Consider the following 24369-nt stretch of genomic DNA (forward strand, 5'->3'; position numbering starts at 1 on the left):
TTTTTTTATTTTTGTAAAAATATTTGGATAGCAATGATGATGAAGAACAAACCTGAGTTTATGATTTCGTAAATGCCAATTTGTTTTGGTGATAACTTCTTTCCGTAAAAAAGAATCGCTCTAAGCAAGCTCGGGATAAAGGCGAGAGCTGCAATCCAAAACCCGCCTATGAACCAAGCAAGAATGAGCACAAAATGGTATGACCATGAAATCCATTTGAACTTTGCATTTTTCTTTTCCCTAATCATTGATTTCACATAAAAGGTACAGCCAATAAAAAATAATACTGAAGTAGTAAAGGTAAAAATAATCGCTGTTGCGGTCATACTGCCTTGCGTTAAATAATTGCTTGCCAAACCGGCAATCGAAAAAGCGAAGATAGCGCTAATATCATTCATAAAGGCACGGTCTTGATTTTTGGAGGTATAATACGCATTTATCATAAAAAACGGCATCATCAAAAGTCCAAAATAAAAAAGGCTTGGTCTTGCTGCTAATGGGATGCCTAAAAGCAATAATGCCGGTACGATATAAATAAGCGTCCACTTTGTATAAAACGGGATTCTTTTCTTCTTAAATAAGAGGAGCATAGGATAAGTTGCTAAGTACAATAAGAGCCAGCCTATAAAAAACGGAATATGCTGCCATAAATAGCCCCCATTGATGACCCCAAGCCAAAAAGGGATGATCAGCATTGCCCAAGCACCATGTTGTTTAGGTAAAAATAACTTCATCTCTTTCACTCCTTTTTCTTATCTGCCTTTAATATAAGGTAGCGAAGCAGAAAAAAAAGTGAAACATATCACATAATGACACCTACAATTGTGAAGAAATTTCATCTCTTTTTTATAGTCATCTGCAAAAACTCATAATCCCGCCTTTTTTGGAAAGAATAACCTTGATTATTAATAAGGGGATCCTGCTGATGAATTTTTTAAAACATAAAAAAAATAAAGGATACCGTTTTCCAAGCCAGCAAATAACAGAAACACTATCTAAATTACCCCTCATTCTGCTAAATCTGGATTTGAATCAAAATATCGAAATACTAAAATCAGCTTATACCGATTGCTCCGATGTCGTATTTCGTGAATTTACCATCGGTTCTCGGACAAAAGCTGCTCTCATTTATATCGATGGACTTTCAAATACTCAGGAAATTGATCAACAGGTGCTCATGCCGCTCGTACAGTTGGAAAGCTTTGATCCAGAAACAACGATTGAAAATGTAAGTAAGAAACTAGCTGTTTCTGATGTAAAGGTAATCAACACCATTACTGATGTTATTAAACAAATTTCAATTGGAAACCCTGTGATTCTTATTAACAATAAAATAAAAGGAATTTCTATAGGTTTACCAAAGTGGGAGAAACGGGGAATCGAGGATCCGGTGGCCGAATCCGTTATTCGCGGTCCGAGGGAAGGTTTTGTTGAAACAATAAGAGTAAATACTTCCCTTTTACGTAGAAAAATTCGCCATCCCGCCTTAAAAATGAAACAAATTACAATCGGTAAGTTCACAGAAACGCAAGTAATCATTGCTTATATTGAAGGGATCGCAAGCAACACCTTAATCAAAGAAGTAACAAATCGGTTAGAACGAATTGAAATCGATGGTATTTTGGAAAGCGGGTATATAGAGGAAATGATTGAGGATGACCCTTTTTCTCCTTTTCCGCAAGTATTATCAACAGAACGGCCGGATATTGCGGCCTCCAGCCTTTTAGAAGGACGGGTTGTCATATTGATTGATGGAACTCCCTTCACCCTTATTGCTCCATGTACGTTCGCAAGTTTGTTACAAGCACCAGAAGATTACTACAACCGATTTTTAATAAGTACATTCATCCGTTGGCTGCGTTATTTATTCTTTTTTATTGCATTGCTCGCTCCATCAGCTTATGTTGCAATTCTTACGTACCACCAAGAAATGGTCCCAGCATCTCTCCTCTTAACCATTGCCCAAAGCCGTGAGCAAATTCCATTCCCGGCATTGATTGAAGCATTCATTATGGAAATCACATTTGAGGCATTGCGCGAAGCGGGTATAAGACTGCCGAAACAAGTAGGTGCTGCAGTTAGTATCGTTGGTGCACTTGTCATCGGACAAGCCGCAACCACGGCTGGTCTTGTTTCATCGGCGATGGTAATGGTGGTGGCGATTACGGGTGTCGCCTCGTTTTTACTACCAAGATATGCTGCAGGAATTTCGATTCGGATGCTGCGCTTTCCGATCATGATATTATCCGGAATATTAGGTTTATTAGGGGTTATGCTTGGGATTATCGCTATTGTCGTACATCTTTGCACCATCCGTTCTTTCGGTGTTCCGTATTTAGATTCAATTGCCCCACTTAAGATTCACAATTTAAAGGATGTACTCATTCGCGCCCCTTGGTGGGCAATGAACACACGTCCCGAATCCGTGACTACTGAATTAGGAAACCTGCATCGGCAGCCTCATGGTCAGAAACCCAGTCCAAGTAAAGGTGGTGATTAATGATGGACCCTTTCAGACGGAGGAAGAATAACTATATTTCCCTAGTCCTTCTTCTTTGCCTGATAATACCTGTGCTTGCCGGATGCTGGGATCGTGCAGAGGTAAATGACTTAGCAATCATTTTGGCAACTGGTGTTGATGTAAGTAAAAAGGAGGAGATTGAACTATCCGTCCAAGTATTTATCCCAAAACCGGTAGAGGGCGGACAACAAGAAGGGGTGTCAAGCGGAAATAATAGTAGTCAAACCTTAGTCAGATCAGCCCAAGGAGTAACCATCGCTGATGCGATGTCTAGGCTCCAAGAGAAGCTTACAAGGCGGATTTTCTGGGGACAAAACGAGGTACTAATTATTGGTGAGAAATTAGCTAAAAAAGGAATTGGGGATCAAATTGATTTTTGGATGGGGCATACGGAGCCTCGCGAACGTGCTGATGTTTTTGTTTCTATGGACTCTGCAAAGGAAGTTTTGGAGTCGATGCCTGAGTTGGAGCGGGACTCTGCTAAACAGCTGCGCAAATTGGTCGACACACAAATAGGTGTAAAAGTAACTGTAAAAGATTTGTCGGAAATGTTATCCGGGGATGCAGGTGCAGCCGTTATTCCTTGGGTTGCAAAAATGTCACCGTCCAATTTGGGAGTTAATAAGGGGAAGAACATTCCATTCATTCAAGGGGCAGCCGTATTGAGAGGAGATAAGATGGTCGGGAGATTGAGCGATAAAGAAACTAGAGGGATTCTTTGGCCGAGAAATGAGGCGAAATCAGGTATTATTACGATTTCTTTAAAAGACGACGAGGGCTTTGTGTCATTAAATTTGTTAAGAAGCCATAACAAGTTGATTCCGAAGATTTCAAACGGAAATTGGAGTATCAAGGTTAAGACAAATACAGATCTAGAAGTTATTCAAAATACGACAAATCTTAATTTGTTAAATCTAAAGTCAACAAAAAAAGTAAAACGTATGGTTGTACAAGTAATTGAGAAAAGAGAGAGATTGGCTTTATCAAAAGCACAGAAAAAAATGAATGCTGATATATTTGGCTTTGCAGAAGCGTTCCAACGGGATTATCCAGGTACATGGAAAAGGAAGAAAAACGAATGGAGCGAAATATTCCAAAAAGTAGACGTTACATTCGAAACAAAGGTAAATATTAGAAGAACGGGTTTATCCAATGAAAAAGCAAAAAAAGGTGGGAGAGAATAATGAAGTGGGGAGGTATATTGGGAATAACGGCTCTATTGATGCTAATCTTTTTATATGAATGGCCGAAACTGAAGAAAAATATACGGAAAGTGCAGGTAGTGTTTATTACATTAATCACGATTGGATGGATGCTTGCTATTTTACTCGTTTTATTCCCTAACATGCCTGGACCAAGCCAATTAATTGACTTTATCTTCAAACCAATCGGAAGATATTGGGAAATTAGTTAGTATCTTATAAAGGACTGAAGCAAAATGATTGAAAAAGGGAAAATTTCCCCCTTCCAAATGGCACTAATTATGTACGCGGTCGTTGTTGCCACGGCCATTCTTTATATTCCATTTATTACTGCACAACAGGCAAAACGTGATCTATGGCTTTCTCCCATTTGGGCTGCTTTAAGCGGTTTTTTGATTGTTTTGATTATTACTAAACTTTATAGACTTTACCCGAAGAAGACCCTTGTCGAATATAGTGAACTCATTCTTGGTCGTACCTTTGGGAAAATCATCGGATTCATCTTCTTGTTCTTCCTATTATATGATACGGCCATAGCTTTTAGGGAGTATGGGGAATTCGTCGAAAGTGCCTTTTTGCATAAAACTCCATTAGTTGTTGTTACAGGAGGCATTGCACTAACTTGTGCTTTTGCTGTCCACGGGGGCATTGAAGTATTAGGAAGGTGTGCAATTATTTTCTTGCCCATTGTCTTGGTTCTTTACTTAATAATCTATTTATTCCTAATTCCCGACCTAAACGTAAAAAATATTTTTCCAATCATGGAGTATGGCTGGATACCATCTATTAAAGGTTCCCTTGCACCACATGCTTGGTTAAGTCAATTTTCATTATTGTCATTCCTGCTTCCTTTTTTATCGGACGAAACGAAAGGGATGAAATGGAGTATATTGTCTGTAACTTTGAGTGTCATGACAATGGTATATATCAATCTTGGGAATATATTTTTATTTGGAGGAATTATTACCAGTACTCAATTTCCGGTGTTTCAAGCGGCAAGATATATTAGTATTGGATCAATTTTTGAACATGTCGAGTCAATTGTCATAGCCGTTTGGGTTCTTGGTGGTTTTGTACAACTATCGGCATTTTTTTATATGCTAGTGCTCGGCACTTCACAATGGCTCAAACTTCCTAGTTATAAGCCAATTATCTTACCATTTGGATTTTTAATTATTCTTTTTTCTGTTTGGTCAGCATCCTCATTTCAAGAAATGATTCGTAGCATGGGGACAACCACACCTTTTTATTTTATCACCATTCAGCTGCTCATTCCTATGCTACTTCTGTGTGTCGCAGTCATCAGAAAAAAACTAAGCCAGGCATAAGAACAAAAAGAAGGCGAAAGCCTTCTTTTTTACGGATTTGCAAGAAAAAGCTTTTTGATTGTCTGAGCGATCCAAAGAATAGCTGTTTGATCATGAATAGGAAAGCAAGGGATTTTTGTTTGCTCCTTAAGGGGTTCTCTCAGTGTTTCTTCCCAATACATTATTACCTTAATATTGTCCACCTTGGCTAACAGCGAAAGGTCTTTATGATTCCTTACCAGCAATAATTTCGGATAATTTTCATACTTATAACCTTCAATCAGAAGCACATCCGATTGAAAATATTCCATGAGTCTTATTTGATTTTCTAGACTGCTATTGATGTTTTCTGCTTGCAAAATCAATCTTCCGTCACCCTCAACGACAGAGGCGATGGCACCTGCAGAAAGATGCCTTGTTGAATCCTTTTCCTCTATTACTTCCGGCTTGCCGCCATGACCGTGATGTTTAATGGTAACTGTTGTTAATCCCAGACCTTTTAAAGCTTGAATAAGCCTCAATGTTACGGTGGTCTTGCCGCTATTTTGATAACCTGCCACCTGGAAAATTACTGGCTTTACCAAGGCCACGCACTGCCGGTCTGGTCCTCCAGTAATAACACTGCTACCTCACTGCCGGCAGTAAATCCCCTCGTGCCGCCTGGAAGAATCGTCAAAGAATTAGCACCTGAAAGGCTCATAATGATATTGGACTTATCCAGTCCGCTTGGGGCAACTCTTAACCTGCCATCCTCGATAAATACAGAGCTGCGAACAAATCTCGTAAATGGGTTTGCCTTAAGAAAGTCGACCTCAAGAATCGCTTTTTCTCTTCGCAAGTGTGGTTTTTTTGAAAATAACATCCTGCGAATAATCGGCCGGGCAAATAATTCAAAACCGACATAACATGCGGAAGGATTGCCTGAAAGCCCAAACAGAATTTTTCCTTTATACTGTGCTACTGTCGTCACACTTCCGGGACGCATCGCAACTTTATTAAAGAAGACCTCTGCACCTAGTTTTTCATAAATAGCAGGAAGGTAATCAAAGTCACCTACCGACACACCTCCAGTGGTAATTAACACATCTACCTCATTTAAAGCGTTTTTGACTGCTTCAAAGCATGTATTGAATTCATCCGGCAGCTTTCCAAAATAATGAACTACTCCCCCGGCTCTTTCAATCTGGGCAGCAATCATATGAGAATTACTGTTGCGGATTTTTCCTGGAACTAATTCTTCCTCCACTTCCAACAGCTCTGTACCGGTCGCAAACAACCCAACCAACGGCTTTTTAGCTACAGGTACACTTTTATAGCCGAACGTGGCGAGCATTGCTTGAATGCCAGGATTAATCAATGTTCCTTTTTTCACTAAGATTTCTCCTTGCTTGGCATCTTCACCAGTGAAGGAAACATTATCACCCTTTTTAAAGCTGCGTTTAATCGACATAAATGGCGTTCCATCTTTTTCGTAGTCTTGTGCAACTTCAAACATAACGACTGCGTCTGTACCCTCTGGCATCATCGCACCCGTCATAATTCTCACGGCCTGATTTTGACCGACAACTTTCTTTGAAACCATTCCAGCACCTATATGGTCAACCACTTCAAATTCGATTGGATTGGACTGAGAGGCATCACTAGTGTCAGCTGACCTAACTGCAAAACCATCATATGGCGCCCTGTCAAAGTGTGGCACATTACTGGTTGCAATTAAATCTTCCGATAGAAACCGACCAAAGCTTTCATTTATCGAGACAAGTTCGGATACTCCAAGTAATTGGTGTTCCATAATCCTTTTGACTGCTTCCCCAATTTGAAGGGGTTTTCTTCTTTCTAACAAACTAATCAGCTCCTGCCCAAAACGGGTAAATTCCCTATATATGTACTAAATTTAAATGACTAATCTACATTATAAGCCTACCGAAAACTTGCTGACATATCAAATGTCACAAAAATGATCGAAAAAATTAAAAATCATAGCGAATGTGTGATGCAGGTCACCTAATTAAGATTCGTTTTCAATTATGCTTAAGTCAGAAATAAACTACCTTTTAAAATTCAAGGAGGATATAATCATGACTTTCCCAATTACTTCGAATTCATTAGTTAAAGATATTGTAAACGAGTTACCTAAAACAAGTGACGTATTCAAAAAGAACCGTATAGACTTTTGCTGCGGCGGCAATATCCCATTATCAGAAGCGGTTGCTCAAAACGGACTTAATATGGACACTTTGATTGGTGAATTAAATGTTGTTTTTGAAAAATATCAAAACGCTGAGAAAGATGTAGAAGTTTGGACTGATTCCGACTCAAATACAATTATTGATCATGTGGTTACAAATTACCATCGCGTATCTGAGGAAGAATTAGCCGCGCTTAGCCCATACGTTACGAAAGTTTCACGTGTACATGGAGACAATCATCCAGAGCTAAAGAAAGTGTATGAACTCTTTTATGAATTCAAAAAGGAATTAATGGAGCATATGGCGAAAGAAGAAGCAGTCGTCTTCCCATTAATTAAGCAGCTTGCGGACGGAACAGTCGAAAACCGTGAAGAAGCAATCGCCATGATTGTTGAACTTGAAAAAGAGCATGATCATGCGGGTGAAATTTTACGCCAAATCCGTGCCGTAACATCTGATTATGAACTTCCATTTGACGCTTGCGGAACATATCGTTTAGTCTATGCCCGTTTAGAAGCACTAGAAGGATTAACCTTCATGCATGTACATCTAGAAAATAATATTTTATTCCCAAGGTACCTTGCATAATAATTAACAGCCCGCTAATGCTTTAGCGGGCTGTTTTTTTTAGTCGATAGGAAAGTATAACTTTCCTATCAGTCAAGTGCAACTACGCCTCATGAACCGCCCTACGGGCTCGCCAGTCAGCTTAGTTTTCTTTATCCTCCAATATAGGACATTTCAATTTTCTTACGGTTCTTATTTGTCTCAGCCGTTCTTTCGTCGGAATATCGGTCATCACGACCATTCCAAATGGATGTAATGCGCGCCACAATTTCTTCATCAGTGGCGCCATTTCTCATGAAATTACGAATATCGTGGCCATTCCCATTAAATAAACAAGTAAAAATCTGTCCATTTGCGGAAAGCCGGGAACGAGTACAGCTGGTGCAGAACGATTCTGAGACCGAAGTAATAAAGCCTACATTCACGTCTGCATCCTTATAGCGGTAAAGCTTTGCCACCTCACCATAGTAAGCCGGGTCAACTGGCTCCAATTCAAATTGTTCTTTTAATAAATGATAAATCTGCTTTTTCGTAATGACATCATCCATTTTCCAGCCGTTTGTCGAGCCGACATCCATGAATTCAATATAGCGAAGCTCGAGACCGTGATTTTTGCAGTATTCTGCCATCGGAATTATTTCTGAATCATTTAGGCCCTTTTTTACCACCATATTGATTTTGACCCCGAGTCCTGCTTGTTTCGCTGCATCAATACCTTCAAGTACAGGTCCAGTTCCAACCCCGCGCCCGTTAATTTCCCCAAATAATTCATCATTTAAGGTATCAAGGCTGACATTTACTCTTTTTAGGCCTGCCCCTTTTAAATCCTTTGCCAATTTTGGGAGCAGCACACCATTCGTTGTTAAGCCAATGTCACTTAAACCTTCAATCGCAGACAGCTTCTTAACAAGAATGGGCATATCTTTTCGTAATAGAGGTTCGCCTCCGGTTAAGCGGATTTTTTCCACACCTAAGCTGACAAAGATTTTGGCCAGCCGTTCAATTTCTTCATACGTCAGTAATGCACTTCGCGGCAGGAATTCAAAATCAGGGCCAAATTGATCGGCTGGCATACAGTACTGACAACGAAAATTACAGCGATCAATCACCGAGATTCTTAAGTCACGTAATGGTCTATTTAATTTATCTTTAATAATGGTTTTTTCCATTTATATCAACTCCATTATTTTAAGAAGCTATTTTTTAATAGTGTACCAGTGTATTTGAAAAATGGCTGTTACTTTATTCACTATCATAATACTTTTTAATCTTATGTTAATCTTAACAGATGTACACAAATGATAAAATGATTGTTTTTGGATTCAACGTTTTTTACCCTAAATTGTTTCGACTTACACTCCAAATCAGTATAATCACAATTAAATTTTAAAAATCTGATGAGTTTTCACTATATTGTCATTGTTTACTTCTTTTTATTGACCAGTCTTGAGCTAAACTAATACTAACGAATCCTAAATATTAATAAAAATATAGATTATCTAAAAAAAGAATTTAGAGGTGAATCTAATGACGATGATGACAATGAAACCAACCCATTCAATTGAAATAAAAGAATTGCTTAAATTTGCTGATCGGAAATTTAGAAGTGAAAGAGGAACCTTCCTATTTCAAGAGGGAATGCTCGCGGAAGAGCTCTACATTATCGTTTCCGGCAAAATTCAAATTAGCAAAATCACTTCAGACGGCCGTGAACTTTCCTTAAGAATTTGTGGGGTAAACGATATTTGCGGCGAATTAACCCTTTTTACTGACAACCCAAGGTATTTATTAAGTGCCAAGGTTCTAGAGGAAGGAGAAATTGTCGCGATTAAAAAAGAAGTGATTGAAAGTGAAATTTTTCAAAATAGTAAGCTTGCGTTTGAATTTATGAAATGGATGAGTGACCATTTTCGTAAAACACAGACGAAATTTCGTGATTTAGTCTTAAATGGAAAACGCGGCGCCCTATTCTCAACACTTATTCGGATGTCTAATAGTTACGGCATTCCAAAAGGCAACGAAATTTTAATCGACCTTCCGTTAACCAATCAAGAACTCGCAAACTTCTGCGGCACCTCCCGGGAAAGTACCAACCGCATTCTTAGTGATTTAAAGCGTGATAAAATCATTGCTGTTAAAAAAGGAAAAATATCGATATTGAATTTACAATACTTAAAGGACGAAATTGGCTGTGAAAATTGTTCAGCGGTTTACTGTAATATAGAATAAGAAAAGCGCAAGCGCCCTGGTCAGCGGCGTATGGCCTGGAGCACTCCAACTGAGATAAAGGAAACACGAAGAGCGGAGCGCATTCGTGCTTGACTTATCGTAGGGCGGAGTGCGAAGGACACTAGCCGCTAGGGCGCTGGAGCTGGACAATTCTCAAAGTCAAAAATTACTTTCTTATCTTTTAAGATTATTGTTTTTTACGAGGCTGTCTCAAATTAGTGAGGCAGCCTCGTTTTTTTATTGCACTTGTTTCTCTCTTAATGATTTTGGAATATAGACACAGAATGGTTCGCTTTCAAGGTAATCACCTGTCATCGCATAGGCCCGTGACCTTGAGCCGCCGCATACATAGCGAAATTCGCAAACGCCGCATTTTCCTTTATAAAGATCTGGATTTCTTAACGATTGGAATATTGGCGACTCCCGGTATATTTCTGCTAAAGGAGTTTCACGAATATTACCTGCCTTGACAGGTAAAAGTCCACTTGGGTACACATCCCCAATATGCGAAATAAATACAAAACCATTTCCATCATTAACGCCTTTCGGTGCACGTCCAAGACCGTCGATTGAGCCTGTTAGCCCTTTTTCCGTTAGGGCACTTAAATAATCAATTTCATCTGCCGTTTCCTTCGCTTCACGCATTTTTTGCTGAATCACAACACGGCGGTAATGCATAGCTTCTGTTGTTTTAATATCAAAGGACACAAGCTTGCTTAGTTCATAAAGCCATCTGAAAACTTTTTCGTGTTCAACTGGGGAAATCATATCAGATGCCTGGCCTCTTCCAGTCGGAACTAGGAAAAAGACACTCCATAAGACACAGTTCAAATCTTCAACCATTTTTGCCATTTCTTCAAGATATTCAATATTGTATCTGGAAATAACCGTATTAATCTGAATCGGTAATCCAACTTCATGCAAATATTTAATTTTTTCCATGGTGAGATCAAATGAACCAGCCGTGCCGCGGAAATGGTCATGAACCTCTGCTGTAGGTCCATCAATACTAAAGGCCCAACGTGCAAGTCCCACTTCTTTTGCCTTTTCAATTGCTTCTTTGGTAACATTTGGTGTCGCACTTGGTGTCATCGATACACGTACGCCTTTTTTAACTGCATATTTCGCAATTTCAAATACATCTTCCCTCATAAGTGGATCTCCGCCCGTAAATACAAGCATTGGATTGTTCATGTTATATATTTGATCAATTAAATGTTTACCTTCTTCAAACGATAGCTCACGAGGATCCCTTTTATACTGGGCATCCGCTCGGCAGTGCAGGCATTTTAATTGACACGCCCTGGTGAGTTCCCAAATTACGATAAATGGATCTTTATTAAAATCTCGGCTAAAAGCCATATGAAACGCCTCCCAAAACCGGCTATTTCAAACTCAAACAGCCTTAATACCTGTATTATAAAGGTGTTAAAGTTATAAAAAAGTGAACTATCTCACAACCTACACCTTATATTTTGTCTGTTTTGTGAAGGCAAAAAAAACAGCAGAGATTTTTTCTGCTGTTTTTAAGAAATGGTTAATACTTCATATTTAGCCGCTAGTTCAATAAAATCTGCCATTCCGCTGATTTTGCCAACTGTCAATTTTTCACTTACTCCATAGTGGTCTGCACAAGTTTTACAGGCAAAAATTTCTGTGCCCATGTCTTCTAATTCTTTCAAATGTACGGAAACAAACGAATCCTCGGTCATCGTCAGCACGCCGCTGTTCATACAAAAAACAGCGACAGGAAGCTCATCCTTTTGCTTCAAAATCGTAAAAAATGTTTCAAGGATATTTTCACCAAGTACTTGGTCTCCCCTGCCGAGCTGATTCGAGCTTACTAATAAGATTTTATTTTTCATATTGGTTCACTGCCCCTTAACGAATTCCTAAGGCTATTTTCGCATATCGCGACATCATCTCTTTGTTCCATGGTGGATTCCAAACGATATTTACTTCTGTGTCTTTGACCTCAGGGATATCTGCCAAAGCTCTTTTAACTTGATCCACAATCGTTCCGGCGAGCGGGCAGCCCATTGAGGTTAATGTCATCGTAACCGTTACCTGCCCTTCATCATCCATTTCAACATCATAGACCAAACCTAAATTAACAATATCTACGCCAAGCTCAGGGTCAATAACTAACTCCATTGCACCCATTATATTTTCTTTTAATTCTTCATTCATTTCCATTCACTCCTATTTATTGATATTATCTAGTATAAATTAACCTGAAATAAAATTAGTATATCTGTTTTCTATAGCTTTTGATGTGAATTTTTTTACAGGTTAGCTATAAAATTGTTAACATGGTAAGTATAGAGAAAATAATTCCCCATAATGTTAGTGTATCATGGAGACAAACATTTTCCTAAAGCGACGCATTGATTGATAAAAATTAATAGTAAGAAGGGGACCCCTTTATGACAGAGAGACATTTAATTGCATTAGACCTTGATGGGACATTATTAAAAGATGATAAAACAATTTCAACAAAAACAAAGGAAATCCTTAAAAAAGCAAGAGAAAATGGACATATCGTTATGATTGCCACGGGAAGGCCTTATCGTTCCAGTGAAATGTATTATCGCGAACTGGATTTGGACACGCCAATTGTCAATTTTAACGGGGCATTTATGCACCATCCACGAAATCCTAATTGGGGCTATTTTCACGAGCCTCTTGATGTAAAGGTAGCGAAAGATATCGTCGAAGCCTGCCGAAGCTTTCAATTCCATAATATTATTGCCGAAGTGATTGATGATGTTTATTTCCACTATCATGATGAAAAACTTTTAGATATTTTTAGCTATGGCAACCCCAAAATTACTACAGGGGATTTAGCTAATTTTCTGCAGGATGCTCCAACAAGTATGCTAATCCATACCGAGGAAGATCAGTTAAAAACGATTCGTGACCATTTATCCGCAGTGCATGCCGAAGTAATTGACCATCGCAGCTGGGCAGCTCCATGGCATGTAATTGAAATTATTAAGGTAGGTTTAAACAAGGCAGTGGGTCTGAAAAAGGCTTCTGAATATTTTGGTATTCCAGCTGAAAGAATTGTCGCGTTTGGTGATGAAGATAATGACCTAGAAATGCTTGAATATGCCGGTCATGGGATTGCCATGGGAAATGCAATCGATCAGGTGAAAAATATTGCCAATGATGTCACATTAACGAATGAAGAAGATGGTGTTGGTCAATATTTGACGGAATTGTTAAATATAAAATTATAAAGCGAAAGTGCACGTTTACCTAAATGAACCCAGCCGCTTTGGAGCATACTATTTTGTGAGGCAGCCCTGCTGTTTCAATACGAGCTTCTTAGCATATTGGAGGGATTCGAATGGGTAAATCAAACAAATCAAAACGCTTTGTCCAGCAAGGAAAGGATACCGTTAACAAGCATGCCGAACGTATTCCTTATCACATGACCTACGCTGAAGCGGAAGCTCAGAAAATGGCCAATGTGCACGAATCCTCGCTTGGAGGAATTTAACATGGGAAACCAATTGTTCCAGGAAGCACGGAGATTTGTTGAGATGGCGAAATCCGCTAACCCAGCTGACCTTGATTCTGCTGTCGGTAAGGCAAAGAATGCACTTAGTTCTGCTTATGCCAATTCGACTGTAGCAGAGCAAGCACAGCTCCAACAAATGCAGCAAGAGCTTGATCAGATTACCTAGAAAAAGCGGAGGTGTCCATAGAGGCACTTCCGCTTTTCCTATTTACCTTGTAAAACACCTGTCGATACGCAGCGTAAATGAAGCTTGCGCTTTTCTTAATCTCTGCGAAAAAAGCCATAAACCCCTGTTGTCTGAATGATATTTGTAAAAGCATTGGGGTCCACTTCTTGAATAATTCTTTCTAAATCATAGAGCTCGTAGCGGGTAATCACAATCATCAGCATGTCTCTTGTTTCATTTGAGAATGCCCCTTTTGCCGGAATCATCGTGATTCCTCTAACAAGTGAAGCATGAATCGCCTTTTTTAATTCATCTGTCTTTTTCGTAATAATCATCGCCGTAAGTTTGGCATGCCTTGTATGGATGGCATCAATCACCCTTGTTGAGGTGTATAAAGCGACAAGCGTGTAAAGAGCTTTCTCTGGACCATAGAGAAGGCCTGCTGTCATAATAATGATGCCATTTAATACAAACATATACGGTCCAATTGGTTTGTCCTTCATTCTTGATAACACCATCGCAATAATATCAACACCACCTGTAGAAGCCCCCCATTTCAAGGTGATCCCGACTCCTATGGCTAAAATAACACCGCCAAATACGGCATTTAATAAAATATCATGCGATAATTGTTTAATTGGAATCATCGTCAGAAATAAGGAGGAAAGGACGACACTTAAAAAACTATAAACTGTAAAAGATTTTCCTACCTTTATCCAGCCTAAAATGGCGACAGGAATATTTAACAAAAGTAATAAAAAACCCATCGAAATATGGATTGGTGTATAATCACTTAACACCTTAGAAAGTAATTGGGCGATTCCAGTAAAGCCGCTTGAATAAACATTTGCAGGAATCAGAAATAAATTCATCGCGATCGCGTTTAATAATGCACCGAATATCACAATGACCGTCTTTTTCGTTTGGAGCCAAAGCAATGGTATGTCCCCCTTTATAATTTATAATCTGCAATTTGATAATTGTATTTTTATGGTGAAACCGATACACTGAAACTATATATGATGTGAAAGCAGGTGAGCTTCATGGAGGTAAAAATCCTCGCTGACAGCGCATGCGATTTACCAAAAAGTTTTTATGAAGAAAATAATGTCACTTTAATCCCCTTGAAGGTCCATATTAATGATGAAGAATTTGAAGATGTAAAAACGATTGATCCCAAAACCGTCTATGATGCAATCCGAAATGGAATTGTGCCGAAAACATCTCAAGCTTCTCCACTTGCGTTTGAGGAAATCTTTACCGAAATGGCGAAAAAAAATGAAGACGGTATATACATAGCATTCTCTTCTGCATTATCTGGTACTTATTCAACCGCTGTTATGATTCTTGACCAAGTGAAGGAAAAATATCCAAACTTTAATTTAACGATTGTTGATACGAAATGTGCATCACTTGGTTTTGGTCTTGTCGTTATGGAAGCAGCAAGGCTAGCCGCAAATAACGTGGCTAAAGAAGAAATTTTAAAAGATGTGCGATTTAGAAGCGGGCATATGGAGCATCTATTTACGGTAGAGGATTTAGATTATTTGGCAAAGGGCGGCCGTGTCTCGAAAGCGTCAGCCTTTTTGGGCGGATTATTGAACATCAAGCCGATATTAAACGTGGAAGACGGCAAACTTGTTCCAATCGAAAAAATCCGCGGGAAGAAGAAGGTGTTTCGCCGGATTATCGAAATCATGTCCGAGCGCGGAAATAGTATGAAGGAACAAGTAATTGGCATTAGCCATGCCGATAATGAAGCAGGGGCAATAGAAATGAAAGCACTGATTGAGGAAGCATTTCATCCGAAAGAAGTCTATATTTCTTCGATTGGCTCCGCTGTAGGTTCCCATACAGGCGCAGGAACCATTTCGATATTCTTTTTAAACCAAATGCCTAACCAATAAAAAATGAGTGAAATATTTCGAGGTCACTGAAAATCTTTGGATTTTTCAATAGTGCTGAATAGCAGTATAAAAAAGACGACTCTAAAAATTCTAAAAGTGAATTTTGAGGCGTCTTTTTGTTCATGAGGGTATCTATCTTTTTAAAAGAACACTGTTGATTGGAGCGGAAGGCGGCGAAGACTCCTGCGGGAGCAGTGGGACAGGTGAGACCCCGCAGGCGTTTACGCCGAGGAGGCTCACCGCCCACCCCGCGGAAAGCGAAGCCGCCTGGAGCGGAAATCAACAGCCCACTCTAGACACAAAACCCTAAATTTAAGGGACTTTTTCAGTGCCCTCGGAACGCCCTCACTCATTTTTTATTTATGGTCTGTCTGTTTAGAGTATTGATTTTTCCCTGCCTGACGATTTTTTTCACGCATCATATTTTTTTCATGGTGAAGCGCATTATTGTCTTTTGCTTTTTTGTCATTATCGGAAGTATGCGGCATAAACTTACCCCTTTCAAATTGCTTACGCTTATTAGTGTAAGCAATCTAAAAAAGAGTATGTATTTAACTACTTAATCTTTCTTGACATATGTCCAGCTTCCTTCTTGATAAACCTTGCCTTCTTTCATCAATTTCCCGAGGGCACGCTTAAACGCCCCCTTACTTAAGCCAAAACGTTCTTGTATTTCTTCAGGCATACTCTTATCGCTGAATGGCATAGCACCATCTCTGCTCAGTAAATATTCGTAAATGGTATCTGCATCTTGATCTTGGGATTCCTCTTTCCTAGCAAGCAAGGAAACGTTAATCGTTCCATCTTCCTTAATATCGATAATCCGACCTTCGACCTTTTGTCCTAAACGGGGCTCTTGCTGCCTCTGGGATTCATGTATGAACCCTTTAAATCCTTCTATCGTATAAATCCAGCTTCCTACCTTTGCAGTTCGGTAAATATGCCCCTGAACATTTTTGTTGAAATTTTCTCTTGTTGCTTTTACAGAAATGGATTCTATAATTGGGTCGCTGGCAAGCTTGGCATAAAGTAGATAATTGCGGCTCAGCTTTAATGTTATATAGACTAAATCCCCTGCCTTCGGCCAGACTGACTTATGTGTCGGCAAATCGTCTATCCCTAACAAAATATCCTTTGGAAGCCCAATATTTAAGAAAACACCAATTTTCGGATTTGTATCTGTTACCTTGACCCATCCATAGCGTCCGACGGCAATTTCCGGGATGGTAGTTGAAGCGGAAATTCGTCCTTCCGAATCAACATATAGAAAAACCTCAACCTGATCCTCCTCTTGAAATTCTTGATCAGCCTGATTGATATGGAGCAAAACATCTTCATTTCCATCCGTTAAAAAATAGCCGAAAGCTGCTTTACGGGCAACTGTTAAAGTAGTGGATTGACCAATAAGTTCTTGTAATGACATCATTACTCCCCTTTTCTTTTCATGGAGCTTTTCCTGAATCTTGTTATAACTGCTATATTTTACTATAATGTAGCCATAAAGGGAAACTTTTGCAGGTAATGTTTCTACCTATGGTTGAAAAAATGGAGGTTTGGTTATGTCTAAAGACAGCTCATTTGATATTGTATCCAAAGTAGACTTTTCTGAGGTCACAAATGCAATTACACAAACAATGAAAGAAATTGGTACGCGTTACGATTTTAAAGGCAGCAAAAGTGAAGTCTCACTTGATAAAGAAGAGCTAGTCCTGATTTCAGATGATGAATATAAAATGGACCAGCTAAAAGATGTATTATTTAGCAAAATGATTAAACGAGGTATCCCAGTTAGAAACCTAGATTACGGAAAAATCGAAAAGGCATCCGGCGGCACCGTTCGCCAAAGAGCCAAACTTGTCCAAGGTATCGATAAAGAAAATGCCAAAAAGATTAATACCATTATCAAAAACAGTGGTGTAAAGGTGAAAAGTCAGGTGCAGGACGATCAAGTACGTGTCACCGGTAAAAACCGCGACGATTTGCAAAAAATCATTTCTTTGGTGCGTGAAGCTGATTTAACGGTGGATGTGCAGTTTATTAATTATCGCTAAACAAATGGCGGAAGGGGTTATTATTCCTTCCGTTTTTTTGTCTTCATATTTTTACTCATTTATCGAACACTAACTATTGAATATATATGTGGAGGTTTTCGTAAATGAGCAGTAATCAAAATAATCAAAAGCCGACCTTTCCACCCCAGCATCAGAACAGGCAGCCTGGGCTAGAAAGTGAAATGGAACCTCGGCCGACCTCTGTTGATGCCAATTATCAAGCTGGCGGAAAATTAGCAGGCAAAACGGCCATTATCACAGGAGCTGACAGTGGTATTGGAAAATCTGTCGCAATTTATTTTGCTAAAGAAGGCGCAGATATCGTAATTGTCTACTTAGAAGAATATCAGGATGCGGAAGAGACCAAGCAGCTCATTGAAGCGGAGGGCCGAAAATGCCTGCTCTATGCTGGCGATATAGGAAATGAAGAATTTTGTAAGGAAATTGTAAATAATACGATTGCTAAATTTGGCAAGCTTGACATCCTAGTAAACAATGCTGCTGAACAGCATCCACAGCCAAGCCTGCTCAATATTACATCTGCCCAGCTCGAAAAAACATTCCGGACAAATATTTTTTCCTATTTTTATATGACAAAAATGGCCCTTCCCTATTTAAAGGAAGGTGCATCAATCATAAACACTGCGTCCATCACTGCCTATGAAGGAAATGAACAATTATTGGATTACTCTGCGACAAAAGGAGCAATTGTCACCTTTACCCGCTCGCTTTCAAAATCATTGGCACCACAAGGAATCAGAGTAAATGGTGTTGCTCCCGGACCGATATGGACCCCGCTGATCCCATCGACATTTACAGCTGACAAAGTAGCGACATTTGGTTCAACCACTCCGATGGGAAGAGCCGGACAGCCATCCGAGCTCGCACCAAGCTATGTTTTCCTGGCGTCAGATGACTCCTCCTATGTCAGCGGCCAAATGATTCACGTCAACGGCGGGACAATCGTAAATGGATAAGAAAAGCGCAACGGCGGGAAACATCCCGCCGTTGGTCTTATTCTATTGTCTTATTTTTTCTTCTTTTGATGATAAAGAACAAGAAGATAAAGACTAATATATATACAAAAATTAACGATGCAATGAGTGTGATATTAATTCCGCTTTTATCTGTTTGGACATATATTTCTGAATTATCACGATCGAGAATGAGAATATATTGATTCCCATGGCTGCGGACAAAGTCCCCGGCAAGTAAGCCGCGGAGCTCTTTGCCTTCCGCTAACTGCTCAGCTGTTAAAATGACCTTCTGCGATTTGTTCGTATTATTTATCGCAATAACCGATGTTTCGCCTTGAAAGACTCGTTTATAAACCACCATTCCTTGCTTGTCATAAAGGATTTCCATCGTTCCTCTTGTCAAGGAGGGGAGCTGATTTCTTAGTCCGCCAATCTTGGTAATATAATCAATCAGTTCTTTCTCCGTCCGGAAATTCATCTGCTGGCGATTATCGGGAATTTCTCCCCCACTTAAGGCGATTTCAGTCCCATAATAAACCATCGGAATTCCTGGGGTGGTATAAAGATAGGTCAATGCCGTTTTCCAGCGTGAGCCCGGGAATTGCCTTTTTTCCACAATATCATTTGTAAATCTTACAGAATATTCATCATCCATAAAATTTGGTCTCAAAAAGGAGGGCTGACTGTCAACAACATTTGGATAAAGGTTACTGAAGGATTGATCTGTTGTTGCCAGCGTTTTTCTCAATTGAGCATTGTAAGTGTAATCAAATAGGCTGTCAATTCCGGCTGTTTCATATTGTTTCAGGCCAGTGGAAGTATTTTTTGAGATTATGCCTAACAGGAAAAAATCCTTCTTCCCTTTCTTCACTTCCTTTGAGAAATCATCCCAAAAGCTAAGCGGTACATTGTTTACCTCTGGTAGACTATACCCATCGACATCCGTTTTCTTAATCCACCATTTCGCTGCCTCAATTAAGTATTTCTTAACCTCGGGGTTGTCCTGATTAAGGTCAGGCAACCCATCGACCCAGCCATTTTCCAGCTCCTGTTGATTATTCCAATCATTGATTTCCTGTTTATCATTAAACCAGTCCTGCTTGCTGGCATCACTTACCCACGGATGACTGGCTGCTACGTTGTTTGTGACAAAATCGATTATAACCTTCATTTTCCGTTTATGTGCTTCTTTTACAAGCTCTTGGAAGGTCTTAATCGTACCAAAATGCTCGTCCGTTTTGTAAAAGTCCTCCACCCAATAGCCATGATAGCCATTCTTAGCATTGTCGAAGATAGGTGTCAGGCGAATCGAAGTGAATCCCATATCATGTATGTAATCTAATCTTTCAATAATTCCTTGAAAATCACCACCGTTAAAGCTTAGCGGATCCTGTGCATTAACATCGGTGTCATTTTTTATATCTCCATTGTTGAAACGGTCAATCATGATAGAATAAACAGATTCATCCTGCCACAGCCTGCCTTCTTTTTTTACAGCCGCATGTGCAGGAGTCGATGAGAATAGTAATAAAGCGGCCAAAAAGAGTGTCATTTTTTTCATTTAATTTCCTCCTCTAAAAAAGGAAGAAGGCGGCCCCTCTTCCCTACACTCATTTTAAGCTAATAAAGATTTTATTCCAAATTTAATCCACCATTTCAGGCGCTTTTTTCTAGAAGTATGACCAATTAATTCACTATGTTAATATTGTAATCCTTGAACCATGTGTGTAACTGCACAAGGTAGGCCAATAATTGCGGCCCAGTCATCAGCTGTCCAAACCAAGGCTCTTGAAAGGAATTCCCTCCGGACTCGACAATTCTTTCTAGTTGCTGCCTATCAAAGAATTCATGTAAGGCAGAAGACTTATCTTGCAAAATCTCCACCATCCATTTTTGGATTAACATAACATACTCCGGGTTATGTGTTTTGGGATAAGGACTCTTCTTCCGGTAAAGAACTTCCTCCGGAAGGATACCCTCAAAGGCTTTACGAAGGATTCCTTTTTCCCTCCCTTGATACATTTTCATCTCCCAAGGGATATTCCAAACATACTCGACAAGACGATGATCCGCAAAAGGTACTCTGACCTCAAGGCTGGCCCCCATACTCATTCGATCCTTTCGATCAAGCAGAGTCGTCATAAACCAAATCATATTAATGTAGAATAATTCTCTGCGTTTTGATTCTTCTGCACTTTCCCCTTCTAATCTAGGAGTTTCAGCCACTGCCTGGCGATACTGTTCCAGGCAATATTCATTCAACATCAATCTTTCCTGCCAATGCGGCTTCAACAAATTTTGCCGTTCTGTAACAGAGCGCATCCAGGGAAAGCCAAGCCGCTCCAAGTCGGGCTTGCGATGAAACCATGGGTACCCTCCGAAAATTTCATCGGCACATTCTCCTGACAGGCTGACAACAAAATCCTTTTTTATCTCCCGGCAAAACCAGAGAAGCGAGGAATCCACGTCTGCCATTCCAGGAAGATCTCTAACATGAGTGGCTTCTAACAAATCGTTTACTAATTGTTGCTGTGAAATGGTTTTGTTAAAGTGCTTAGTACCAAATTTATCCGTTACCATTTGAATGAATTTCCCGTCTGCATCCGGCTGGAATTCATTAGAGGTAAAATAGTGGTCATTTCCTTCATAATCAATCGAATACGTATGGAGCTGCCCTTTATTTTGCTTTGAGAAGCCTTTAGCAGCAATGGCTGTGATGATACTTGAATCAAGCCCGCCTGATAAGAAGGTGCATAATGGCACATCTGAAACAAGTTGCCTTGTTATTGCATCACTAACTAAAAAACGGACCTTTTCTGCCGTTTCCTCGACAGAATCTTTGTGTTGCTCACTTTTTACATTCCAATAGCGCCAAATCTTTAGACCGTTTCTTGAAAAAGTAAGCGCATGGGCAGGTCTAAGTTCTTTTATTCCTTTAAAGACCCCCGAACCAGGCGGGCGGGATGGTCCTGCTCCAAAAATTTCGGAAAGCCCCTCATGATTGATCTCGATTTTAATTTCAGGATGGGCAAGGATTGCCTTGAGTTCCGATGCAAAGATAAGTCCTTTTTTGTGTTCTGTGAAAAATAACGGTTTTACCCCGAGACGGTCTCGTCCAATAAAGAGTTGTTCTCTCTTACTATCCCAAATCGCAAATGCATAGATGCCATTTAAATAATTTACACATTCTTCCGCCCATTCTATATAGGCTGATAACAATACTTCAGTATCAGAATGACCTTTAAAAGAATATCCTTTAGTAAGGAGAATTTTGCGGATATCTTCCGTGTTATATAATTCCCCGTTGTAGCAAATTGTGTAATGATAACCCATTATTTGATTGGACATTGGCTGCCTTCCCCCTGCTGGGTCGACAACAATTAATCTTTTATGTCCAAAACCTACATGTGTATCTGTCCAGATGTTCGTTTCATCGGGGCCTCTCCTTGCCAGCGTTTCGGCCATTTTCGTAAGGGAATCTGTTTCCTTGCTAATTATTTTCTTAAAATCAATCCATCCGGATATTCCACACATGTACTAATCTCCTTTCTAAACCGCTTCTAGACATTTAATACATGGTCTATTGTATTCAGCCCATACTATTTGGTTAATTGTCCATAAAGCGAATATTCAAAATCACTTTTAACAAGTGTTTTTAAGATTAGGGAATTTTATCCTTACTCTTTTAAAATAATCAGGTTATAAAATTTCAGGAAGATGTCTAAAAAGGAATATGTAAGCATCTGGCACGGAGGTTAACAATGAATCGACAACAACGAATCTATCTATACGATATTCAAAAGCGAGCCTATACCGAAGGAACTGTTGAACAAATTAACGATCAATGGATATTTTTTGATGAGGAGTCTGAAGAGGCTGCCATGTTAGAAGATTATCTGCAGCAGGAGATTGAAATCTTTCGGATGAATCGCTGGAAAAAGGGTATATTGTTTGAATCAGGTAAAATCCGTATTGGGAATGAAGCAATCATGCTCCGTGACCATGATTTAGTGCGGATTAAGAAACATTTAATCTATTCGCTCGAAAGATTGTTAGACGGGATAAATGATGATGCATTTTTCCAGTTCATAACCACGTTAAACTCATTAAACTTCTCCATATTCGATTGCATTTATTGTTACAACCATTTATCGTTTTTATCAGACGAACAGCGGAAAGATGGTGTGAACTTTATGGTGTTCGATAACCAAGAGCAAATTTGTAACGTTCAGCATCATTTTTGCTACTTTGAAAAGATTAATGACCGGTTCGAATTCACCTTAAACACAGGAAAGAGACTAATAATCGAAAAAATGATTTCATAAAGAAAAGCGCAAGCGCCCTGGTCAGCGGCGTATGGCCTGGAGCGCTCCAACTGAGATAAAGGAAACACGGAGAGCTTCGCTGCCCGATGTTGACTTATCGTAGGGCGGAGAGCGAAGGACATTAGCCGCTAGGGCGCTGGAGCTGGACAATTCTCAAAGTACAATGATATAAATTCTGATACTATAAGAAAAGGCATGGAAAATCCATGCCTCTTCTTTTTTTACAAGGACTAGTTTAGTTCCCTATATATTTCGCATAGAGCATTTTTGCTTTAACGATATCATTTGTTCCATGGATGAGGACGCGGGCGTCCTTAAATACGACAATTGAAATATCTGCTTCAGGGTAAAAGCGCAATAAAAATTCATTCCCCGCCACTTTTCCGCTAATCTTCAGATACTCAGCCAATTTTTTCAAATCAAGCTCGCGTTTATTCCTTGGATTGATTTGAACTGTATTGCGGCCGCATAGCGTTGTATAGGCAACCTGAAGATTAGAAGACCGGTCGAGAAAATCAAATTGTCCATGAACGCATGCTGGACAATTTGGATTCCTCCCCTTAGAAATATCCATTTGCATCGTAGTAACATCCCAGATATCAATTTGTTCTAGGTTAGGGGTAGTATCCGCCTCGACCAATAATTTTATTGTTTCCATTGCCTGATAGGAGCCGATAATATCCGTTAACGGCGATAGGACACCAACCGTATCACATGTTTCTCCCGTTCCCGCCGGTACATGTGGAAACAGACAGCGATAGCATGGAGTAATCCCTGGTTTAATCACGGCAAACATTCCTCTAGAACTTACCGCAGCACCATGTACCCACGGGGTTCCGGTTTTAATAGCGACATCATTAATTAAGAACCGGGTCATAAAATTATCCGTGCCATCGACAATAGCTTCAAAACCGCTTAATAAATCTTCTGCATTATCGAGGTTTAGGTCTGCAATCACTGCCTCTACAGTTATGGAGGAATTAATTTTATTTAGTCTTTTTTGGGCGGCAATAGCCTTAGGGAGATTTAATCTGGCATCTTCTTCATCAAAAAGCGTTTGCCGCTGTAAATTGGAAATCTCCACTAAATCGCGATCAATCAACCTTAAATGACCAACACCGGAACGGACAAGATGGTTTGCAATCACGGTGCCAAGTGCTCCTGCTCCAACAATAGCTACTCTGCTTGTCAGCAATTTACGCTGTCCCTCTTCCCCAATCGCCCGAAAAAGGATTTGTCTTGAATAACGTTCTAAATCACCCATCAATTATTCCTCTTTTCCAAAAGACTTTAAATAACTCCTACATCCAAACATGCTTAATACTATTATCATATCAAATTATCTTTCTTTACATAAATTTTAATTTTAATAATATTCTAAAAAGTGTATAATAAATATTGG

Annotated in this window: 26 protein-coding genes; 13 read left to right on the plus strand and 13 right to left on the minus strand. The window is 39.6% G+C overall.

Annotated features, from left to right (window positions below; all coding sequences use genetic code 11):
• Positions 1–5: 5 nt before the first annotated feature.
• Positions 6–734, minus strand: a complete 729-nt coding sequence (locus ACIQCO_RS10410; protein ID WP_400428219.1) for a YwiC-like family protein — start codon at positions 732–734, stop codon at positions 6–8.
• Between the two features lie 191 nt (positions 735–925).
• Here ACIQCO_RS10410 and ACIQCO_RS10415 point away from each other — a divergent pair, with 191 nt between their 5' ends.
• The 4 genes from ACIQCO_RS10415 to ACIQCO_RS10430 are packed head-to-tail and all read left to right on the plus strand — an operon-like array spanning position 926 to position 5051.
• The gene (locus ACIQCO_RS10415) at positions 926–2500 is read left to right on the plus strand and encodes a spore germination protein (RefSeq protein ID WP_400428222.1); all 1575 of its coding nucleotides are present in this window, start codon (positions 926–928) and stop codon (positions 2498–2500) included.
• 2 nt (positions 2501–2502) lie between these two features.
• Positions 2503–3705, plus strand: a complete 1203-nt coding sequence (locus ACIQCO_RS10420; RefSeq protein WP_400428224.1) for a Ger(x)C family spore germination protein — start codon at positions 2503–2505, stop codon at positions 3703–3705.
• Complete coding sequence (locus ACIQCO_RS10425; RefSeq protein WP_400428226.1) at positions 3705–3935, plus strand: hypothetical protein; 231 nt, start codon at positions 3705–3707, stop codon at positions 3933–3935. The genes ACIQCO_RS10420 and ACIQCO_RS10425 overlap by 1 nt, the downstream gene beginning before the upstream one ends.
• A gap of 24 nt (positions 3936–3959) precedes the next feature.
• A complete protein-coding gene (locus ACIQCO_RS10430; protein WP_400428228.1) occupies positions 3960–5051 on the plus strand; it encodes a GerAB/ArcD/ProY family transporter in 1092 nt (363 codons plus the stop codon).
• A 29-nt stretch (positions 5052–5080) separates the two neighbouring features.
• On the opposite strand, the gene mobB is transcribed toward ACIQCO_RS10430, so the two are convergent.
• A complete protein-coding gene (gene mobB, locus ACIQCO_RS10435; RefSeq protein WP_400428231.1) occupies positions 5081–5590 on the minus strand; it encodes a molybdopterin-guanine dinucleotide biosynthesis protein B in 510 nt (169 codons plus the stop codon).
• A 17-nt stretch (positions 5591–5607) separates the two neighbouring features.
• The gene (locus tag ACIQCO_RS10440) at positions 5608–6873 is read right to left on the minus strand and encodes a molybdopterin molybdotransferase MoeA (protein WP_400428233.1); all 1266 of its coding nucleotides are present in this window, start codon (positions 6871–6873) and stop codon (positions 5608–5610) included.
• Between the two features lie 235 nt (positions 6874–7108).
• Here ACIQCO_RS10440 and ric point away from each other — a divergent pair, with 235 nt between their 5' ends.
• Entirely contained in the window at positions 7109–7807 is a 699-nt protein-coding gene (gene ric / locus ACIQCO_RS10445; protein WP_400428235.1) for an iron-sulfur cluster repair di-iron protein, read from the plus strand.
• Positions 7808–7938: 131 nt separating this feature from the next.
• On the opposite strand, the gene moaA is transcribed toward ric, so the two are convergent.
• Positions 7939–8955 carry a GTP 3',8-cyclase MoaA gene (moaA, locus tag ACIQCO_RS10450; protein WP_400428237.1) on the minus strand — a complete coding sequence of 339 codons (1017 nt, stop codon included), beginning with the start codon at positions 8953–8955 and terminating at the stop codon, positions 7939–7941.
• Positions 8956–9322: 367 nt separating this feature from the next.
• Here moaA and ACIQCO_RS10455 point away from each other — a divergent pair, with 367 nt between their 5' ends.
• Positions 9323–10015 (plus strand): Crp/Fnr family transcriptional regulator, encoded by a 693-nt coding sequence (locus tag ACIQCO_RS10455; protein ID WP_400428522.1) that lies wholly within the window; start codon positions 9323–9325, stop codon positions 10013–10015.
• Between the two features lie 237 nt (positions 10016–10252).
• On the opposite strand, the gene ACIQCO_RS10460 is transcribed toward ACIQCO_RS10455, so the two are convergent.
• The 3 genes from ACIQCO_RS10460 to ACIQCO_RS10470 all read right to left on the minus strand — a co-directional run bounded on the left by ACIQCO_RS10460 (position 10253) and on the right by ACIQCO_RS10470 (position 12205).
• Positions 10253–11377 carry a TIGR04053 family radical SAM/SPASM domain-containing protein gene (locus tag ACIQCO_RS10460; protein ID WP_400428239.1) on the minus strand — a complete coding sequence of 375 codons (1125 nt, stop codon included), beginning with the start codon at positions 11375–11377 and terminating at the stop codon, positions 10253–10255.
• 164 nt (positions 11378–11541) lie between these two features.
• Positions 11542–11880: a DsrE family protein gene (locus ACIQCO_RS10465; RefSeq protein ID WP_400428242.1), complete on the minus strand. Its 339-nt coding sequence runs from the start codon at positions 11878–11880 to the stop codon at positions 11542–11544.
• Between the two features lie 16 nt (positions 11881–11896).
• Positions 11897–12205: a metal-sulfur cluster assembly factor gene (locus ACIQCO_RS10470; protein WP_066084314.1), complete on the minus strand. Its 309-nt coding sequence runs from the start codon at positions 12203–12205 to the stop codon at positions 11897–11899.
• A 236-nt stretch (positions 12206–12441) separates the two neighbouring features.
• Between ACIQCO_RS10470 and ACIQCO_RS10475 the strand changes: the two genes are divergently transcribed.
• The 3 genes from ACIQCO_RS10475 to ACIQCO_RS10485 all read left to right on the plus strand — a co-directional run bounded on the left by ACIQCO_RS10475 (position 12442) and on the right by ACIQCO_RS10485 (position 13707).
• Entirely contained in the window at positions 12442–13257 is an 816-nt protein-coding gene (locus ACIQCO_RS10475; RefSeq protein ID WP_400428245.1) for a Cof-type HAD-IIB family hydrolase, read from the plus strand.
• Positions 13258–13367: 110 nt separating this feature from the next.
• A complete protein-coding gene (locus ACIQCO_RS10480) occupies positions 13368–13520 on the plus strand; it encodes a hypothetical protein (RefSeq protein ID WP_169802772.1) in 153 nt (50 codons plus the stop codon).
• A gap of 1 nt (position 13521) precedes the next feature.
• Positions 13522–13707 (plus strand): DUF3813 domain-containing protein, encoded by a 186-nt coding sequence (locus ACIQCO_RS10485; RefSeq protein WP_400428247.1) that lies wholly within the window; start codon positions 13522–13524, stop codon positions 13705–13707.
• Positions 13708–13802: 95 nt separating this feature from the next.
• On the opposite strand, the gene ACIQCO_RS10490 is transcribed toward ACIQCO_RS10485, so the two are convergent.
• Complete coding sequence (locus ACIQCO_RS10490; RefSeq protein WP_400428249.1) at positions 13803–14645, minus strand: YitT family protein; 843 nt, start codon at positions 14643–14645, stop codon at positions 13803–13805.
• Positions 14646–14750: 105 nt separating this feature from the next.
• On the opposite strand from ACIQCO_RS10490, the gene ACIQCO_RS10495 reads away from it, so the two are divergent.
• Positions 14751–15614 carry a DegV family protein gene (locus tag ACIQCO_RS10495; RefSeq protein WP_400428251.1) on the plus strand — a complete coding sequence of 288 codons (864 nt, stop codon included), beginning with the start codon at positions 14751–14753 and terminating at the stop codon, positions 15612–15614.
• A gap of 356 nt (positions 15615–15970) precedes the next feature.
• On the opposite strand, the gene ACIQCO_RS10500 is transcribed toward ACIQCO_RS10495, so the two are convergent.
• On the minus strand, positions 15971–16102 hold the full coding sequence (locus ACIQCO_RS10500; RefSeq protein WP_400428253.1) for a DUF3941 domain-containing protein: 132 nt from the start codon (positions 16100–16102) through the stop codon (positions 15971–15973).
• Positions 16103–16173: 71 nt separating this feature from the next.
• A complete protein-coding gene (locus ACIQCO_RS10505) occupies positions 16174–17037 on the minus strand; it encodes a CvfB family protein (protein WP_400428255.1) in 864 nt (287 codons plus the stop codon).
• Between the two features lie 136 nt (positions 17038–17173).
• On the opposite strand from ACIQCO_RS10505, the gene ACIQCO_RS10510 reads away from it, so the two are divergent.
• Both ACIQCO_RS10510 and ACIQCO_RS10515 read left to right on the plus strand, forming a co-directional pair.
• Positions 17174–17665 carry a YajQ family cyclic di-GMP-binding protein gene (locus ACIQCO_RS10510; RefSeq protein WP_066084303.1) on the plus strand — a complete coding sequence of 164 codons (492 nt, stop codon included), beginning with the start codon at positions 17174–17176 and terminating at the stop codon, positions 17663–17665.
• Between the two features lie 104 nt (positions 17666–17769).
• Positions 17770–18642: an SDR family oxidoreductase gene (locus ACIQCO_RS10515; protein ID WP_400428257.1), complete on the plus strand. Its 873-nt coding sequence runs from the start codon at positions 17770–17772 to the stop codon at positions 18640–18642.
• A 37-nt stretch (positions 18643–18679) separates the two neighbouring features.
• Here ACIQCO_RS10515 and ACIQCO_RS10520 read toward each other — a convergent pair whose 3' ends face one another.
• Together ACIQCO_RS10520 and asnB are read right to left on the minus strand one after the other, a co-directional pair.
• Positions 18680–20203, minus strand: coding sequence for an alpha-amylase family glycosyl hydrolase (locus ACIQCO_RS10520; protein WP_400428259.1), 1524 nt, complete (start codon positions 20201–20203; stop codon positions 18680–18682).
• 125 nt (positions 20204–20328) lie between these two features.
• Entirely contained in the window at positions 20329–22176 is a 1848-nt protein-coding gene (gene asnB, locus ACIQCO_RS10525) for an asparagine synthase (glutamine-hydrolyzing) (RefSeq protein WP_400428261.1), read from the minus strand.
• Positions 22177–22403: 227 nt separating this feature from the next.
• Between asnB and ACIQCO_RS10530 the strand changes: the two genes are divergently transcribed.
• A complete protein-coding gene (locus tag ACIQCO_RS10530) occupies positions 22404–22967 on the plus strand; it encodes a DUF2777 domain-containing protein (protein WP_400428263.1) in 564 nt (187 codons plus the stop codon).
• 235 nt (positions 22968–23202) lie between these two features.
• Here ACIQCO_RS10530 and ACIQCO_RS10535 read toward each other — a convergent pair whose 3' ends face one another.
• Complete coding sequence (locus ACIQCO_RS10535) at positions 23203–24231, minus strand: ThiF family adenylyltransferase (RefSeq protein WP_400428266.1); 1029 nt, start codon at positions 24229–24231, stop codon at positions 23203–23205.
• Positions 24232–24369: the final 138 nt, after the last annotated feature.

The organism is Neobacillus sp. NPDC093127, assembly GCF_044754175.1.
Taxonomy (GTDB): Bacteria; Bacillota; Bacilli; order Bacillales; family Cytobacillaceae; genus Neobacillus.